The organism is Pseudomonas sp. MT3, from assembly GCF_054720805.1.
The window spans coordinates 128,513-144,969 of the sequence record NZ_JBTVPY010000002.1 but is presented as its reverse complement, the minus strand read 5'-3'; the positions used below and the strand labels follow the sequence as shown (position 1 = coordinate 144,969).

14 protein-coding genes are annotated in these 16,457 nt (G+C 66.6%); 3 read left to right on the top strand and 11 right to left on the bottom strand.

What is annotated here, in order from left to right:
- Window positions 1-2 precede the first annotated feature (2 nt).
- A complete protein-coding gene (gene ubiE / locus ACYCAX_RS02490) occupies window positions 3-785 on the bottom strand; it encodes a bifunctional demethylmenaquinone methyltransferase/2-methoxy-6-polyprenyl-1,4-benzoquinol methylase UbiE (RefSeq protein ID WP_015475169.1) in 783 nt (260 codons plus the stop codon).
- Window positions 786-939: 154 nt separating this feature from the next.
- Here ubiE and ACYCAX_RS02485 point away from each other — a divergent pair, with 154 nt between their 5' ends.
- From ACYCAX_RS02485 to ACYCAX_RS02475, 3 genes are all read left to right on the top strand, one after another.
- Window positions 940-1,215 carry a polyhydroxyalkanoic acid system family protein gene (locus ACYCAX_RS02485; RefSeq protein WP_015475170.1) on the top strand — a complete coding sequence of 92 codons (276 nt, stop codon included), beginning with the start codon at window positions 940-942 and terminating at the stop codon, window positions 1,213-1,215.
- Between the two features lie 216 nt (window positions 1,216-1,431).
- Window positions 1,432-1,842, top strand: a complete 411-nt coding sequence (locus ACYCAX_RS02480) for a phasin family protein (protein WP_015475171.1) — start codon at window positions 1,432-1,434, stop codon at window positions 1,840-1,842.
- A gap of 10 nt (window positions 1,843-1,852) precedes the next feature.
- Window positions 1,853-2,716: a phasin family protein gene (locus ACYCAX_RS02475; protein ID WP_460247362.1), complete on the top strand. Its 864-nt coding sequence runs from the start codon at window positions 1,853-1,855 to the stop codon at window positions 2,714-2,716.
- A 49-nt stretch (window positions 2,717-2,765) separates the two neighbouring features.
- On the opposite strand, the gene ACYCAX_RS02470 is transcribed toward ACYCAX_RS02475, so the two are convergent.
- The 10 genes from ACYCAX_RS02470 to ACYCAX_RS02425 form a co-directional block, all read right to left on the bottom strand.
- The gene (locus tag ACYCAX_RS02470; RefSeq protein WP_015475173.1) at window positions 2,766-3,380 is read right to left on the bottom strand and encodes a TetR/AcrR family transcriptional regulator; all 615 of its coding nucleotides are present in this window, start codon (window positions 3,378-3,380) and stop codon (window positions 2,766-2,768) included.
- A gap of 234 nt (window positions 3,381-3,614) precedes the next feature.
- Window positions 3,615-5,297 carry a class II poly(R)-hydroxyalkanoic acid synthase gene (phaC, locus tag ACYCAX_RS02465; RefSeq protein WP_460247361.1) on the bottom strand — a complete coding sequence of 561 codons (1,683 nt, stop codon included), beginning with the start codon at window positions 5,295-5,297 and terminating at the stop codon, window positions 3,615-3,617.
- A gap of 315 nt (window positions 5,298-5,612) precedes the next feature.
- Window positions 5,613-6,614, bottom strand: a complete 1,002-nt coding sequence (gene phaZ, locus ACYCAX_RS02460; RefSeq protein ID WP_460247360.1) for a poly(3-hydroxyalkanoate) depolymerase — start codon at window positions 6,612-6,614, stop codon at window positions 5,613-5,615.
- Window positions 6,611-8,290, bottom strand: coding sequence for a class II poly(R)-hydroxyalkanoic acid synthase (phaC, locus tag ACYCAX_RS02455; protein WP_294976544.1), 1,680 nt, complete (start codon window positions 8,288-8,290; stop codon window positions 6,611-6,613). Before phaC (ACYCAX_RS02455) ends, phaZ begins: the two co-directional genes overlap by 4 nt.
- A 604-nt stretch (window positions 8,291-8,894) precedes the next feature.
- The gene (locus ACYCAX_RS02450; RefSeq protein ID WP_294976547.1) at window positions 8,895-9,269 is read right to left on the bottom strand and encodes a gamma-butyrobetaine hydroxylase family protein; all 375 of its coding nucleotides are present in this window, start codon (window positions 9,267-9,269) and stop codon (window positions 8,895-8,897) included.
- A 122-nt stretch (window positions 9,270-9,391) separates the two neighbouring features.
- Window positions 9,392-10,732 (bottom strand): ATP-dependent protease ATPase subunit HslU, encoded by a 1,341-nt coding sequence (gene hslU / locus ACYCAX_RS02445; RefSeq protein WP_015475178.1) that lies wholly within the window; start codon window positions 10,730-10,732, stop codon window positions 9,392-9,394.
- A gap of 28 nt (window positions 10,733-10,760) precedes the next feature.
- A complete protein-coding gene (gene hslV, locus ACYCAX_RS02440) occupies window positions 10,761-11,297 on the bottom strand; it encodes an ATP-dependent protease subunit HslV (RefSeq protein WP_015475179.1) in 537 nt (178 codons plus the stop codon).
- A gap of 143 nt (window positions 11,298-11,440) precedes the next feature.
- Entirely contained in the window at window positions 11,441-12,232 is a 792-nt protein-coding gene (locus ACYCAX_RS02435) for an SPOR domain-containing protein (protein ID WP_294977408.1), read from the bottom strand.
- Between the two features lie 5 nt (window positions 12,233-12,237).
- Window positions 12,238-13,977, bottom strand: coding sequence for an arginine--tRNA ligase (gene argS, locus ACYCAX_RS02430; protein ID WP_460247359.1), 1,740 nt, complete (start codon window positions 13,975-13,977; stop codon window positions 12,238-12,240).
- A 202-nt stretch (window positions 13,978-14,179) separates the two neighbouring features.
- Window positions 14,180-16,399: a primosomal protein N' gene (locus ACYCAX_RS02425; RefSeq protein WP_460247358.1), complete on the bottom strand. Its 2,220-nt coding sequence runs from the start codon at window positions 16,397-16,399 to the stop codon at window positions 14,180-14,182.
- Window positions 16,400-16,457: the final 58 nt, after the last annotated feature.

Here is a 16,457-nt window from a genome sequence, read left to right as displayed (position 1 = left end):
CATCAGGGCTTGATGCCGCGATGCAGGGCGACGATACCGCCGGTCATGTTGTGGTAGGTGACGCGGTCGAAGCCGGCCTCCACCATCATCGACTTCAGGGTTTCCTGGTCGGGGTGCATGCGGATCGACTCGGCGAGGTAGCGGTAGCTCTCGGAGTCATTGGTGACCAGCTTGCCCATCAGCGGCAGGAGGGTGAAGGAGTAGGCGTCGTAGGCCTTGGACAGCAGGTTGCTGGTGGGCTTGGAGAACTCCAGCACCAGCAGGCGGCCGCCCGGCTTGAGCACCCGCAGCATGGAGCGGATGGCTTCGTCCTTGTGGGTGACGTTGCGCAGGCCGAAGGCGATGGTCACCGCGTCGAAATGGTTGTCCGGGAAGGGCAGCTTCTCGGCATCGGCCTGGACGAAGCTGACGTTGCCGGCAACGCCGCTGTCGAGCAGCTTGTCGCGGCCGACCTTGAGCATCGAGGCGTTGATGTCGGCCAGCACCACTTCGCCGGTCGGGCCGACCAGGCGGGAGAACTGGCGGGTCAGGTCGCCCGTGCCGCCGGCGATGTCCAGCACCCGGTTGCCGGCGCGCACGCCCGACAGCTCGATGGTGAAGCGCTTCCACAGCCGGTGGACGCCGCCGGACATCAGGTCGTTCATCAGGTCGTACTTGGCCGCGACCGAGTGGAACACTTCGGCGACCTTCTCGGCCTTCTCGCTCTCGCGCACGGTCTTGTAGCCGAAGTGCGTGGTGGGATCGGCGCCGTCCTGGCCGGCTTGGGGCTTGCGCGGTTCGCTCATGGCATTTCTACCCTGGAAGTCAGTGGCGGGCATTCTAACAGGATGCGGAGAAAACGCCGCCCCGCTCGACCCTGCTCCACACTTACTGCGCCGGGGTGCGGCGATACGGCGCGGCGCGTATGATCGGCGGGTCAGTCATTCGCGGAGTTCCAGCATGTCCCGTATCCACGTCGAACGTCCCCACTCCATTGGCCGAGAGGCCGCCCGCGCCAAGGCGGAAAAGCTCGCCGACAAGCTCTCCCGCGAGCACGGCGTGAGCAGCGAGTGGCAGGGCGACACCCTGGTGTTCAAGCGCAGCGGGGTGGACGGGCGCATCGAGGTGGGCGATGACAAGGTTGCGGTGGACGTGAAGCTGGGGCTGATGCTCTCGGCCATGAGTGGCCTGCTCAAGGGCGAGATCGAACGTGCTCTGGATAAAGCGCTGGCGTAAGCCAGTCGCTTTATCCAGAGCACGAGTTGCACGCCACAAGCATCAGGCCGCAAGAGGGTTTTCGCTGGCAGCTTAGGGCTTGAAGCTTGCCGCTCCCGTTGTGCCGACAACGGCTGGTATGTGTTTTCTAATTTTCCCCGATACCTTGGCTCACAGTCCCGCCTTTCGCGGGTCGCTATTGGACATAGTCGAATCCGAAACCTGTGAGGTGCCATCATGGCCAAGGCTGTCAGCAAGAAGAAAGTCGAAGAGCTCGAATCCTCCCTCTATAGCGATGCCAGGCGCTACGCGCGGCAGATCTGGCTCGCGGGCCTGGGCACCTACGCCAAGGTCGGCCAGGAAGGCCACGAGTACTTCAAGGACCTGGTCAAGGCCGGCGAGTCGGTGGAGAAGAAAGGCCGCGAGCTGGTCAACACCCAGATCGACGCCGCCAACGACAACGTCAAGGGCCGTTTGCACAGCGTCAAGGCCAGGCTCAACCTGGACAGGATCGAGGAGGCTTTCGATGCGCGTGTCGCCGCTGCGCTGAACCGTATCGGGATTCCCTCCAGGCGTGATGTGGCGGCGCTCTCTGCTAAGCTGGATGAGCTGAGCGAAGTGCTCGAGCGTGTCGCGAGAACTCAATAAGGAGAGCAGGATGGCTGGCAAAAAAACGACTGATAAAGAGCCCAGTTGGATCGGCGAGATCGAGAAGTACTCGCGGCAGATCTGGCTGGCTGGCTTGGGGGCCTACTCGAAGGTCAGCAAGGACGGCAGCAAGCTGTTCGAGACCCTGGTCAAGGATGGCGAGAAGGCCGAGAAACAAGCGAAGACCGAGGTCGACAAATCCGTTGGCGCGGTGAAGTCTTCCGCGCGTTCCGCCAAGTCCAAGGTCGAGGCGGTCAAGGGCAAGGCGATCGGTGCGTGGGGCGAGCTGGAAGAGGCGTTCGACAAGCGCCTGAACAGTGCGATCTCGCGCCTGGGCGTGCCGAGCCGCAACGAGGTGAAGGACCTGCACAGCAAGGTCGACAGCCTCACCAAGCAGATCGAGAAGCTCACCGGCGTCAGCGTCAAGGCCGCCGCCAAGCCGAGCGCTAAACCGGCTGCCAAGGCCGCCGCCAAGCCTGCTGCGAAAGCCGCTGCCAAGCCGGCCGCGAAACCCGCGGCGAAGACCGCGGCCGCCAAGCCCGCCGTCAAGGCCGCTGCCAAGCCTGCGGCGAAACCGGCTGCGAAAGCTGCCGCGAAGCCTGCTGCCAAGGCTGCCGCCAAACCGGCTGCGAAGCCGGCGGCCAAGCCCGCTGCAAAACCTGCCGCCAAGGCTGCTGCCAAGCCCGCCGCTGCGAAAGCTGCCGCGGCGAAACCGGCTGCCGTGAAGAAGCCGGCGGTAAAGAAGGCTGCCGCACCCAAGCCTGTCGCTGCCAAGCCGGCGGCTCCGGCTGCCACCCCGGCACCGGCGGCTCCCGCCGCTACGCCGGCCGTGACGCCCGCCGCCGCTCCGGCGACGCCGTCGACCCAGGCCTGACAAACCTGTCGCCGTACCCACGCCCGGCCTTGTGCCGGGCGTTTTCATTTCAGCGATCCAGGTAGTCCTGGGCCAGGCGCTCGGCGATCTGTCGCGATTCATCCCGCAGGTGCGGGGCCACCAGCATCATCACCTGGTAGACCACATGGCGCACGTCGCCCGGGTGGCCGAGGATGCGCTGGTAGTCGAGGGAGAACAGCAGGGTGAGGGTGATCTGCTCGACCAGTTGGCCGAGGGATTGGGTGTCGCTGTCCAGCTCTTCGCGGGCCTTGAGCTGCGCCAGCAGGGTCGCCAGGGTGCGCTTGAGTCCGTTGAGCCAGCCGCGCATGCCGCGCGCCAGCTTGGGCAGGCGGCCAGCGAGGTTGGAGAGGTCCTGGAACAGGAAGCGGTAGTGCGCCAGCCGCTCGACGATCAGGTGCAGGAACAGCCAGTAGTCCTCGGCGCCCAGGCGGACGTCCTCGGGCGGGTCGAGCAGGGGCGCCAGTTCGTCCTGGAAGCGTTCGAACAGCGCCAGCACCAGCGGCTCCTTGCCGTGGAAGTGGTAGTAGAGGTTACCGGGGCTGATACCCAGTTCGGTGGCGATCTCCAGGGTGGAGACGTTGGGCTCGCCCTGCTCGTTGAACAGCTGCAGGGCGCATTCGAGAATCCGGTCGCGCGTTTTCATCCGTGTTCAGGTTCCAGCCGCAATGGGGCCGACGATAGCTTCGGTGAGCGGCGGCCTGCAATTGCCGACGCGCAAACTTTCGAAGTGTCGGCAAACCTGTAGGAGCGAGCTTGCTCGCGAACCGCTTGATGTCCTGCGCTCCTCGACGAGGTTCGCGAGCAAGAACTTGGCGTCCCCCTCGCTCCTACGAAAATCAGCACGGTGCCAGCGACCAACCGCAGCGGATAGCGGCACTCAGCGCACGTGTACGTAGGTCCCCGGCGCGGCCTCTTTGGCCGGGTACTCGGTGTTGCCCAGCTCGAAACTCACCGGCCGGCGCTCGCCGGAGCGCTGCTGGATCCACTCCAGCCACAGCGGCCACCAGCTGCCTTCGTGGCGCTGGGTGTCGTAGTACCAGGCGCGCGGGTCGGAGCTCAGCTTGCCGTTGTCGAAGTAGCAGGCCTTGGGGTTGCCCGGCGGGTTGAGGATGCTCTGGATGTGCCCGCTGTTGGACAGCACGAAGCGGCTCTCGCCGCCCAGCAACTGGGCCGAGCGGTAGACCGCGTCCCAGGGGGTGATGTGGTCGGTGATGCCGGCGACGTGGAAGTTGTCCACCGCGACTTTCTTCAGGTCGATGGCGGTACCGTTGACCTCCATCGCCCCTGGCCGGGCCAGCGGGTTGTGCTTGAAGAAGTCGAGGAAGTCGCCGTGCAGCGCGGCCGGCAGGCGGGTGTTGTCGTTGTTCCAGTAGAGGATGTCGAAGGCCGGCGGCTGCTTGCCCAGCAGGTAGTTGTTGACCCAGTAGTTCCAGACCAGGTCGTTGGGGCGCATCCAGGCGAAGATCCTGGCCATGTCGCGACCATCCAGCACGCCGTGCTGGTAGGAGCGGCGCTTGCTGCTTTCCAGGGTCTGCTCGTCGGCGAACAGCGCGGCGGGGGTTTCCACCTGGCTGTCGAGCAGGCTCACCAGGTAGGTGGCGCTGGCGACCTTGCGCAGTTGCCGGCGTGCCTGCAGGTGGCCCTGCAACGCGGCGATGGTCAGGCCGCCGGAGCAGGCGCCCATCAGGTTGACGCTGCGGCTGCCGCTGATCGAGCGGCAGACCTCGATGGCCTCGTCCAGTGCGCTGACGTAGGTGGACAGGCCCCACTCGCGGTGGCGCGCGTCGGGGTTGCGCCAGCTGACCATGAACAGCTGCAGATTGTTCTTCAGGGCGTACTGGACGAAGCTCTTCTCCACCGTCAGGTCGAAGATGTAGAACTTGTTGATCTGCGGCGGCACCACCAGCAGCGGCCTGGCGTGCAGGTGCTCGCCCAGCGGCTTGTACTGGATCAGCTCCAGCACTTGGTTGCGGAACACCACGGCGCCGGGTGTGGTGGCCAGGTTCTGGCCGATCTCGAAGGCGCTGCGGTTGACCTGGTTGGGCATGCCGCCGTTGTGCATCAGGTCGTCGAGCAGGTGCTGCGCGCCCTTGAGCAGGCTCTGCCCGCCGGTGTTGAACAACTCCTTCACCGCCAGCGGGTTGAGCAGGGTGTTCGAGGGCGATGCCGCATCGGACAGGATCGACAGCAGAAAGCGCGCGCGGGCGCGGTCGTCACCGTCCAGGTTGCTTTCGTCGATCCAGGCCAGCAACTGCTTCTGCCAGGCCAGGTAAGCCTGCACGGTGCGCCGGTAGAGCGGGTTGAGGCGCCAGGACGGATCCTGGAAGCGCGTGTCCTGCGGGTTGGGCTGCAGCGGCGAGTCGCCGATCAGCACCCGCCCCATCTGCTTGCCGAAGGCCGCCAGGTGCCGGGCCGAGTGGACCGGCTGGCGGACACCCTGCAGGGCGAGCATGCGCAGGGTGGACAGCATGTCCTTGCCGCGCAGGCCGACGATGGCGCTCTGCACATTCATGAACTCGGTGGGGACGGGGACGCTACCCGGCTCGGCTTTCTCTCGCATGAACAGCACTCCGTAAGGGGTCCGATCTACCAATGGCAAAGCAAGGCCTGTACCGGAGTCGGGAAGACCCCATGACAGACGGCTGTCGCCGGTTCGAGGGGGGACACGGGTATCGGCGCGAGAGGAAAACTGCCCGAAAACAGGGCAGTGGATCGGCAGTTGGGCAGCAGTCCGGCCACCGTGGAGCAGCCAGGACCTGCCGGCCCGAGTCAGGCGCTACGTGTCGATACCCGTGAACACGCCTGTTTGTTGTTAGTCACTGCGAAATGCTTGGTCAAGGCAGGATGCCTGCCGACTATGACGAAGCTGTGATACTCAACCGGCCTTGGGAGTGAACGGGCGAGGGTGGATGACCGCGCGTTGCCGTTCTTCCCGGAGGAACTTCATGATGATCGGCGCCACGCTCTCGGCGCGGGTCACCAGGAACAGGTGGCCGTCGTCGATCACGTGCAGCTCCGCGTTGGGGATGCGCCAGGCGAGCATGCGCATGTTGATCAGCGGGATGATCGGGTCGTCGTCGCCCGCCAGCACCAGGGTCGGCTGACGGATCTTGTGCAGCCAGTGGATGCTGGTCCAGCCCAGGCCCGCGAACAGCTGCCAGTAGTAGCCAAGCTGGCCGGAGGAACGCACCTTGCTGGCGAAGGCCAGGGCCAGTCTGGGGTCGCGGCGGAAGGCGCCGCCGTAGATGTCCGGGGCGATGTGCACGCCGTAGGAAGGCTGGATGTAGCGGCGCGGGCTGGCCATGCGCCAGAGCACCTTGGGCTTGCCCGGCACCATCACCGCGCCGGCGGCGGTGGCGGCGAGGATCAGCTTCTTGCAGCGCTCCGGGTAGTCATGGGCGAACTGCTGCGCCAGGGCGCCGCCCCAGGACACGCCGATGGCCGTCACCTGGCCGTAGTCCAGGTAGTCGAGCATCCGCGCGGCCAGCTTCGCCAGGCCCGGGAAGCGGTACGGCGTGCTGGGCGTGGACGAGCCGCCGACGCCAGGGACATCGAAGGCGATCACCTCCAGGTCCGGGTCCAGCGCGGCGACGAAGGGAAACACCAGCTCCAGGTTGGCGCCGATGCCGTTGAAGATCAGCAGCGGCGTCATGTGCGCCTTGCCCGGCCGCACGGCGGTGCGGATGGTCTGCCCGTCGAGTTCGATGGTGCGGAACTCGAAGGGCTGGGCGGCCGGCGCCTTGCTCGGCGCCGCCTCCTGGCTGCTGCGCCGGGCCTTGGCGCGCCGGGGCTCGGCGATCACCTCGGTGGCCGCTGGCAGTTGCGGGGCGACGTCGTTCTCGACGGCGCCTGCGGGCGGGACAGGTTCTGTCTTCATCGTTCGTGTACGTAGGTTCCGGGGGCGGCTTCGGCGGCCGGGTGGGCCTTGTTGCCCAGCGCGGTGGGCGCCTTGCGGGTCTTGCCCGAGCGCTCGGCCAGCCAGTTCTGCCAGTGCAGCCACCAGGAGTCGGCATGCTTGCTGGCGTGTTCCTGCCAGGTCTTCGGATCGGCGGAGAGCTCCGGTCCGGTCATGAAGCGCGCCTTGGGGTTGCCCGGCGGGTTGAGGATGCTCTGGATGTGCCCGCTGTTGGAGAGGATGAACTCACACTTGCCGCCCAGCAGCCGCGCGGAGCGGTAGCAGGCTTCCCAGGGCGTGATGTGGTCGGACAGGCCGGCCACGCAGTAGAAGTCGCAGGTGACCTGCTTGAGGTCGATCGGCGTGCCGGACACTTCCAGCGCGCCCGCGCGGGTCAGCGGATTGGTCTTGAACATCTCCACCAGCTCGCCGTGCAGCGCGGCCGGCAGGCGGGTGGTGTCGTTGTTCCAGAACAGGATGTCGAAGGCCGGCGGCTCGTTGCCCAGCAGATAATTGTTGACCCAGTAGTTCCAGATCAGGTCGTTCGGCCGCATCCAGGCGAACACCTTGGCCATGTCCTTGCCTTCCAGCACGCCGGACTGGTACGAGCGGCGCTTGGCGGTCTCCAGGGTCTTCTCGTCGGCGAACAGGGCGATCTGGGTGTTCATCTCGAAGTCCAGCACGCTGACCATCTGGGTGAAGGCATGCACCTTGTTCTCGCCCAGGGCCGCGTAGTGGCCCAGCAGCGTCACCGTGGTGATGCCGCCGGAGCAGGCGCCGAGCATGTTCAGGTCCTTGCTGCCGGTGATCGCCAGGACCACGTCGATGGCTTCCTTGAGGGCCTCGATGTAGGTGGTCAGGCCCCACTCGCGTTGCGCCTTGGTCGGGTTGCGCCAGCTGATGATGAAGGTCTGCACGCTGTTGCGCAGGCAGAAGCGCGCCAGGCTCTTCTCCGGCGACAGGTCGAAGACGTAGAACTTGTTGATCTGCGGCGGCACCACCAGCAGCGGGCGCTCGTGCACGCTCTCGGTGATCGGCTTGTACTGGATCAGTTCCAGCACATCGTTGCGGAACACCACTGCGCCTTCGGTCAGGGCCAGGTTCTTGCCGACCTCGAAGGCGTCCATGTTCACCTGGCTGGGCATGCCGCCGTTGTTCACCAGGTCCTTGGCCAGGTGGGTGAGGCCGTCGAGCAGGCTCTTGCCGCCGGTCTCGAAGAAGCGTTTGACCGCCGCCGGGTTGGACAGCGTATTGGTCGGTGCCATCGCCTCGGTCATCAGGTTGATGACGAACTGGCCGCGACTGATGTCCTGGCTGGACAGGTCGCTGTCGCCGATCCAGGTATGCAGCTCCTTGCGCCAGGCCAGGTAGGTCTGCAGGTAGCGACGGTAGAGCGGGTTCTGGCTCCAGGCCGGGTCGTTGAAGCGCCGGTCGTCGTCCGAGGGCTTGAGGTCGGACCTGCCGAGCAGCACGTTCTTCAGCTCAAGGCCGAAGTGGGCCACGTGCTTGGCGCTGTGGAACGGCTGCTTGACCGCCTGCAGCAGCACCATGCGGGCAGAGGTGAGCAGGTCCTTGCCCTGGATGCCGATCACCGGGCTGAGATTCAGGGTGTTTTCCGCGGCTTGCTGAGGCAGATCGTTGTTGTTCTTCTGGGTCATCGGCGACGCTCCATTGTCCTGAGACGAATACTGGCGAGGCTCATCTGGAGTGACGCGGCCAAGTACTGCTCGGGTTGGCGGAACGTGGAGAACACTCCACGCGGTTCATCACTTGGCGGCAGCACTGGGCGTCAGGAACCTCGAGTGCGCTGCATTGCACTGCCTTGGTTACCCGAGTTTCCTTCACCGCGCAAGCTGGTGCAGCGTGGGCCAACTCTTAGGAGTATGTCGGGAAAAGTTAGAAAACGCGCCCTAGAGCGGGGGCATCTTCCAAACTCGTCCACAGCGACCACGCGACCGTCAGTCTGCATGGCGAATGTTGCAAATGGCGTGCCCCGAGGCGATTGCCCGACGAAGGTTTGTGCAGTGAGAAGATGAGTGCCGGCGATCCCGAGAGGTTGATGGCGTTCGGGATCGCCTTCACCCCAACCTTCTTCCAGGGGGAGAGGGCGCGCAGCCGGGGGAAGGTGAGGGGGCAGGATGGGCCGAGTCCACGCGTCGGATAGCCCTTCGTAGGGGCGAGCTTGCCCGCGAACCGCCCAACCCCTATGTCGCCGGACAACCCCGTTCGCGAGCAAGCTCGCTCCTACAGGGAAGGCGTGCCTTACAGCATCAGCTTGACCACGGACTCCGACGGGTCGCGCGACTTGCCGGCCTTCTCCAGTTGCGCCAGGTAATCGGCCCACATCTCGTCGTGGCGAACGCACAGTTCGTGGAGGTAATCCCAGGTGAACAGCCCGCTGTCATGGCCGTCGTCGAAGGTCAGCTTGAGCGCGTACTGCCCGGCCGGCTCCAGGCCGCTGAGGCCGACGTTCAGCTTGCCGACCTGCAGCACCGGGTTGCCGTGGCCCTGCACTTCCGCCGAGGGCGAATGCACGCGGAGGAATTCCGCGCTCAGGCTGTAGCGTTCGCCCGGGGCGTATTCCAGCTCCAGGGTCTTCGAGGCTTTGTGCAGTTTGATGGCGGTGGGCAGGCGCATGGGAGGCTCGCTGGCTACAGGCTAGGCTACAGGCGGCTCTTCGTAGGAGCGAGCTTGCTCGCGAACCGGGCAGGTACGGCGCCAGATCTGGTTCGCGAGCAAGCTCGCTCCTACGGGGGCTCTTACAGGATATACCGCGACAGATCTTCATCCTGCGCCAGTTCGCCCAGGTGGCCGTTGACGTAGGCCGCGTCGATCACGATCGGCTTGTCGCTGTGCTCGCTGGCCAGGTCGGCGGCGTCGAAGGACACCTCTTCGAGCAGGCGCTCGAGCAGGGTGTGCAGGCGACGGGCACCGATGTTCTCGGTCTTCTCGTTGACCTGGTAGGCGATCTCCGCCAGGCGCTTGATGCCGTCGGCGGCGAACTCGATACCCAGGCCCTCGGTGTTGAGCAGCGCGGTGTACTGCTCGGTCAGCGAGGCGTGCGGCTCCTTGAGGATGCGCTCGAAGTCGCTCGGGGTCAGGGCTTTGAGCTCGACACGGATCGGCAGGCGGCCCTGCAGTTCCGGCACCAGGTCGCTGGGCTTGGACAGGTGGAAGGCGCCCGAGGCGATGAACAGGATGTGGTCGGTCTTCACCATGCCCAGCTTGGTGTTCACGGTGCAGCCCTCGATCAGCGGCAGCAGGTCGCGCTGCACGCCCTCGCGGGAGACGTCGGCGCCGCCCACGTTGCCGCGCTTGGCGATCTTGTCGATCTCGTCGATGAAGACGATGCCGTTCTGCTCGACCGCTTCCAGGGCGCGGGCCTTGAGGTCTTCTTCATTGACCAGGCGCTGGGCTTCCTCGTCGCGGATCAGCTTCATGGCCTCGGCGACCTTCAGCTTGCGGCTCTTGCGCTTGCCCTTGCCCATGTTGGAGAACAGGTTCTGCAACTGGCTGGTCATCTCTTCCATGCCGGGCGGGGCCATGATTTCCACGCCCGCCGGAACGTCGGCGACCTCGATGTCGATTTCCTTGTCGTCCAGCTGGCCTTCGCGCAGGCGCTTGCGGAACAGCTGGCGGGTGTTGGAATCCTCGCGCGCCGGCTCGTCACCGAAGCCACCGGTACGCGCCGGCGGCAGCAGGGCGTCGAGGATGCGCTCTTCGGCGGCGTCTTCGGCGCGGTACTTCACCTTCTGTACTTCCTGCTCGCGCAGCATCTTGATCGCGGCATCGGCGAGGTCGCGGATGATCGACTCGACGTCGCGGCCGACGTAGCCGACTTCGGTGAACTTGGTCGCTTCCACCTTGATGAACGGCGCATTGGCCAGCTTGGCCAGGCGACGGGCGATCTCGGTCTTGCCGACGCCGGTCGGGCCGATCATCAGGATGTTCTTCGGCGTCACCTCGGCGCGCAGTTCGGCCGGCAGCTGCATGCGCCGCCAGCGGTTGCGCAGGGCGATGGCCACGGCGCGCTTGGCGTCGTCCTGGCCGATGATGTGACGGTTGAGTTCGTGGACGATCTCGCGGGGAGTCATGGACATTTGACGTGCTACTCCGGAACGACAGCGCTTAGATGGCGCTGTCGAGCTCCTCAAGGGTCAGGTTCTGGTTGGTGAACACGCAGATGGAGCCGGCGATGTTCAGGGCGGTCTCGGCGATCTCGCGGGCGCTCATGTCGTCGCTGCCTTTCTGCAGCAGGGCCAGGGCCGCCGCCTGGGCGAAGCCGCCGCCCGAACCCATTGCGATCAGGCCATGCTCGGGTTCGACCACGTCGCCGTTGCCGGTGATGATCAGGGAGGCGTCCTTGTTGGCCACGGCGAGCATGGCTTCCAGTCGGCTCAGGGAACGGTCGGTGCGCCAGTCCTTGGCCAGTTCGACGGCGGCGCGCACCAAGTGGCCCTGGTGTTTCTCCAGTTGCTGCTCGAAGCGCTCGAAGAGGGTGAAGGCATCGGCGGTGGCGCCGGCGAAGCCGGCTAGCACTTCACCGTGGTACAGGCGGCGGACTTTCTTCGCGTTGCCTTTCATCACGGTGTTGCCCAGGGAAACCTGGCCGTCGCCGCCCATGACGACTTTGCCGTTACGGCGGACAGATACGATGGTGGTCAAGGGTCTTACTCCACACTGCGGGGCATTGTGCCCGAATGCAGAGTCAGATGGGGACGCGGGGGGCGGGGTTCAAGTCCTGCGCCGAGCGGTGAGCGCGCTTTTCGCGCACCGCCCGTCGGCGCGGAGCCTGATGCCGCTGGGGCTCAGCGGGTCTGGCGCTGCTGTAACAGCAGATTGCTGAAGCCGTTGCCGGCCAACTGCTTCTGCGCGGCCGAGGCCTTGGTGCGGTCGCCATAGGGACCGACCATCACCCGGTACCAGGTTTCGTCGCGCACAGTGCCCGATTCCACGCGGGCGTTCTGACCCATCATGATGATCTGTGCGCGCAGGTGGTCGGCGTCGGACTGCTTGCGGAACGAGCCGGCCTGCAGGTAGTACTGGGTGGCGGCCACCGCCGGTGGTGGCGTGGGCTTGGCGGGGGTGGCCGGGGTCTGCGCCTGCTTCTGCGCCGTCGCGACCGGGTTGGCGGCGGTCGACGGCTTGACCACCGCGGGCGGCGGCGGATTCTGTCCGCTCAGGGCGGCCAGGGCGCGCTGGGTATCGATCTTCTCGGCTTCTTCCTTGGTCGCCACCACTGTCTGCGGCGGCTGTGCGGGTTGCGGCTTGGCCGGCGGCGGCACGGCTTCGGGCGGCACGGCGACTTCCGAGCCGGGCAGCAGGGTGTAGAAGTCGTACTTGGGCTTCACCCCGGTGGGTGCGGCCGGCTGTTGCTGCATGGTGCCGGAGGGCTTGTTGGAGCCGACCAGGGCCTTGGGCGCCTCCGGCTTCTCGCGTTTGACGTCGTTGCGACCCGGCTCCAGCTTCATCAGGAACATGATGAAGCCGCCGATGGCCAGGCCGGCGACCAGCCAGACCCAGCCGGGGACCGAACTCTTCTTGGCCGGGGCCTGGTAGCGGCTGGCGCCGCGCTTGGGAGCGGGTTTCTTCTTCGCCATGAGGCTTACATGCGCTCCAGGGTTTCCAGGCCCAGCAGCTCCAGGCCCTGCTTGAGGGTGCGGCCGGTCAGCGCGGCGAGGCGCAGGCGGCTTTCCTGTTGCGCCGGGTCTTCGGCGGTGAGGATCGGGCAGTGCTCGTAGAAGCTGGAGAACAGGCCGGCCAGCTCGTACAGGTAGGCGCAGAGGATGTGCGGCACACCCTTCACAGCGACGTTGTTGAGCAGGTCGGCGAACTGCGCCAGTTGCGCGGCCAGGGCGATTTCCTGGGGCTGCTGCAGATTGATCCTGCCGCCCACTTCGTCATAACCCTTGCCCAGCTTGCGGAAGATGCTCGCCACGCGGGTGTATGCATACAGCAGGTACGGCGCGGTGTTGCCCTCGAAGCACAGCATCAGGTCGAAGTTGAAGCTGTAGTCGCTGGTGCGGTGCTTGGACAGGTCGGCGTACTTCACCGCGCCGATACCGACGGCGTGGGCGATCTGGCGCAGGTCCTGCTCGCTGAAGTCGGGGTTCTTGCCCTTCACCAGGGTATAGGCGCGCTCTTCGGCCTCGATCAGCAGGTCGATCAGCTTCACGGTGCCGCCGTCACGGGTCTTGAACGGCTTGCCGTCGGCGCCGTTCATGGTGCCGAAGCCCATGTGCTCCAGGTCCATGCTGGCCGGGACGAAGCCGGCGCGGCGGGCCACTTCGAACACCTGCTGGAAGTGCAGGGCCTGGCGCTGGTCGACGAAGTACAGCACGCGGTCGGCATGCAGCACCTTGTGGCGGTAGCGCATGGCGGCGAGGTCGGTAGTGGCGTAGAGGTAGCCGCCGCCGGCCTTCTGCACGATCACCGGCAACGGCTCGCCTTCGGCGTTCTTGAACTCATCGAGGAACACGCACAGGGCGCCGTCGCTCTCGACCAGCAGGCCCTTGGCGGTAAGGTCGGCCACCACCTGCGCGAGGTCGTCGTTGTAGGCGCTCTCGCCTTTCACGTCGGCCATGCTCAGCTTCACGCCCAGCAGGTCGTAGACCTTCTGGCAGTGCGACAGGGAGATGTCGTTGAAACGGGTCCACAGGGCCATGCACTTGGGATCGTTGGCCTGCAGCTTGACCACCAGCTCACGGGCGCGGTCGGCGAACTCGGGGGACTCGTCGAAGCGCTTCTTGGCGGCGCGGTAGAAGACTTCCAGGTCGTGCAGCTCGGCCTGGGCGTCCACCGGTTGTTCTTCCAGGTAGGCCAGCAGCATGCCGAACTGGGTGCCCCAGTCGCCCACGTGGTTCTGGCGGATCACGGTGTCGCCGAGGAACTCCAGCACGCGGCTGACGGCGTCGCCGATGATGGTCGAGCGCAGGTGGCCGACGTGCATCTCCTTTGCCAGGTTCGGCGAGGACAGGTCCACCACCACGCGCTGGGCCGCACCGGCCTTGCGTACGCCGATCTGGCCGTCGGCCAGGGCCTTGTCGAGGCTGGCGGCGAGCCAGGCCTGGTCCTGGAAGAAGTTCAGGAAGCCGGGGCCGGCGATCTCGACCTTGGCCACTTCCGGGCTCTGCGGCAGGGCGGCGACCAACTGGGTGGCGAGGTCGCGCGGCTTCATGCCGGCCGGCTTGGCCAGCATCATGGCGATGTTGCTGGCGAAGTCACCGTGGGTTCGGTCCTTGGTGTTCTCCACCTGGATGTCGGGCGTCAGGCCGGCCGGCAGCGTGCCGTCTTCGGTGAGGCTGACAAGGGCTTGCTGGATCAGGTGGCGAATCGTGTCTTTCATGGTTTTCTCCGTGCTCGCGCGCATCCGGCGCGCGCGACCGGTTATCGGGCTCAGAACCGCGCATTATCCGTGGCCGGGCATGGCTTGCCAACCGCGGAGCGCTCCTTGTTCAGTCTCGCCGCTGTGCCATCCGTCGCGGCTGATGGAAGTCAATGTAGGACGGATGCGCAAGCCTGGACGGTTTATCCGTGCGGAGCATCTGTCAGAACAGGTCGATCGGGTCCACGTCCAGCGACCAGCGCACCTGGCGTCCGCTGGGCATGCCTTCGAGTGTCTGCAGCCAGGGTGTCAGCAGGCGGTGCAGTGGTGCGCGGGCGGTGCTCATCAGCAGCAGTTGCGCGCGGTAGCGGCTGGCGCGGCGCTCCATGGGCGCCGGCACCGGGCCGAGGAGTTCCACGTCGTGGCCGAGGGTCGCCTGTAGGCGTTCGGCCTCGGCGCAGGCTTCGTCGAGGAAGCCTTCGGCCTGCCCCGGCTTGTGCGCCTCGGCGCGCAGCAGGGCGAGGTGCGAGAAGGGCGGCAGGCCGGCGGAGCGGCGCTCGGTGAGGGCCTGGTCGGCGAAGGCGAAGTAGCCTTGCTCGGTGAGCTGTACCAGCAATGGGTGGTCGGCCAGGTGGGTCTGGATCAGTACGCGGCCCGGCTCCTCGGCGCGCCCGGCGCGGCCGGCGACCTGGACGATCTGCTGGGCCATGCGCTCGCTGGCGCGGAAGTCGGCGGAGAACAGCCCGCCGTCGGCATCGAGGATCGCCACCAGGGTGACGCGCGGGAAATGGTGCCCCTTGGCGAGCATCTGCGTGCCGACCAGGATGCACGGCTCGCCTTTATTGATAGTGGCGAACAGGTCGCGCATGGCGTGCTTGCGCGAGGTGCTGTCGCGGTCGATGCGCAGCACCGGGTAGTCCGGGAAGAGGATGCGCAGGCGTTCTTCGGCGCGCTCGGTGCCGGCGCCGACCGGGCGCAGGTCCACGGTGCCGCATTTCGGGCAGTTGCGCGGCGGCCGCTCGCGGTGGTCGCAGTGGTGGCAGCGCAGTTCGCCGCTGCCCTGGTGCACCGTCATCCGCGCGTCGCAGCGCGGGCACTGGCTGATCCAGCCACAGTCGTGGCACAGCAGGGTCGGGGCGAAGCCGCGGCGGTTCAGATAGACCAGCACCTGTTGGCCGGCGGCCAGGGTTTCCTTGATCGAGCGTTGCAGCGGCATGGAGATGCCCGAATCCAGCGGCAGGCTCTTCACATCCAGGCGGTGGAACTTCGGCTGGTGCGCGCCGCCGGCGCGCTGGGTCAGGCGCAGCAGGCCGTAGCGGCCACTCTGGGCGTTGTGCAGGCTCTCCAGCGCGGGGGTGGCCGAGCCGAGCAGGATCGGCACGTTCTCCAGCCGCGCGCGTACCATGGCCAGGTCGCGGGCGTGGTAGCGCAGGCCCTCCTGCTGTTTATAGGAAGCGTCGTGTTCCTCGTCGATGATGATCAGCCCCGGATTCTTCAGCGGGGTGAACAGCGCCGAGCGGGTGCCGATGACGATGTCCGCCTCGCCGTCGCGGGCGGCCAGCCAGGCGTCGAGGCGCTCGCGGTCGGTCAGCGCGGAGTGCAGCAGGGCGATGCGCGCGTTGAAGCGGCGCTCGAAGCGGGAGAGGGTCTGCGGGCCGAGGTTGATCTCGGGGATCAGCACCAGCGCCTGCTTGCCGGCCTCCAGGGTCTCGCGGATCAGCTGCAGGTAGACCTCGGTCTTGCCGCTGCCGGTGACCCCGGCCAGGAGGAAGCTGTGGAAGCTGCCGAAACCGGCGCGCACCGATTCGTAGGCCGCGCGCTGTTCACTGTTCAGCGGCAGTTCCGCCTGTGCCAGCCACGGGCCGTGGTGCGGCGGCACGCTGTGCACGCGCACTTCCAGGGAGACCAGGCCTTTTTCCTGCAGCAGGTCGAGGCTGTCCTTGTTGATCTGCAACTGGCTGAGCAGGTCGTGGGCGACGCCGTGGGGATGCTGCTTGAGGATCTTCAGCGTCTCGCGCTGGCGCGGCGCGCGAGCCAGGCGCGGGTCTTCCTCGCGGGCGCCCGGTTCGGCGTGCCAGAAACGCTGCTGCCGCGCCTCGGCCGGGTCGCCCTGGCGCAGCAGGTTGGGCAGCGCCCAGGAGAGGGTGTCGCCCAGGCTGTGCTGGTAGTACTGCGCCGTCCAGCGGCACAGCTCCAGCAGGTGCGCCGGCATCGGCGGCTCGCGGTCGAGCACGGCGAGCGCCGGGCGCAGCTTGTCCGCCGGCACCTCGGAGGTTTCCACCTTGTCCACCAGCACGCCGACCATCTCGCGCCGGCCGAACGGCACGCGCAGCCGCACGCCCGCCTGCAGGCGCGCTACGTCGACCCCGCGCGGGGGCAGGTAGTCGAACAGGCGGCGCAGCGGCGAGGGCAGGGCGAGGCGCAGGATGGACGGTGAAGGCACGCGGCGGATTCCGGAGCGGCGGGGAGCGGCGATCTTAGCACCCGGCGACGATCGGTCG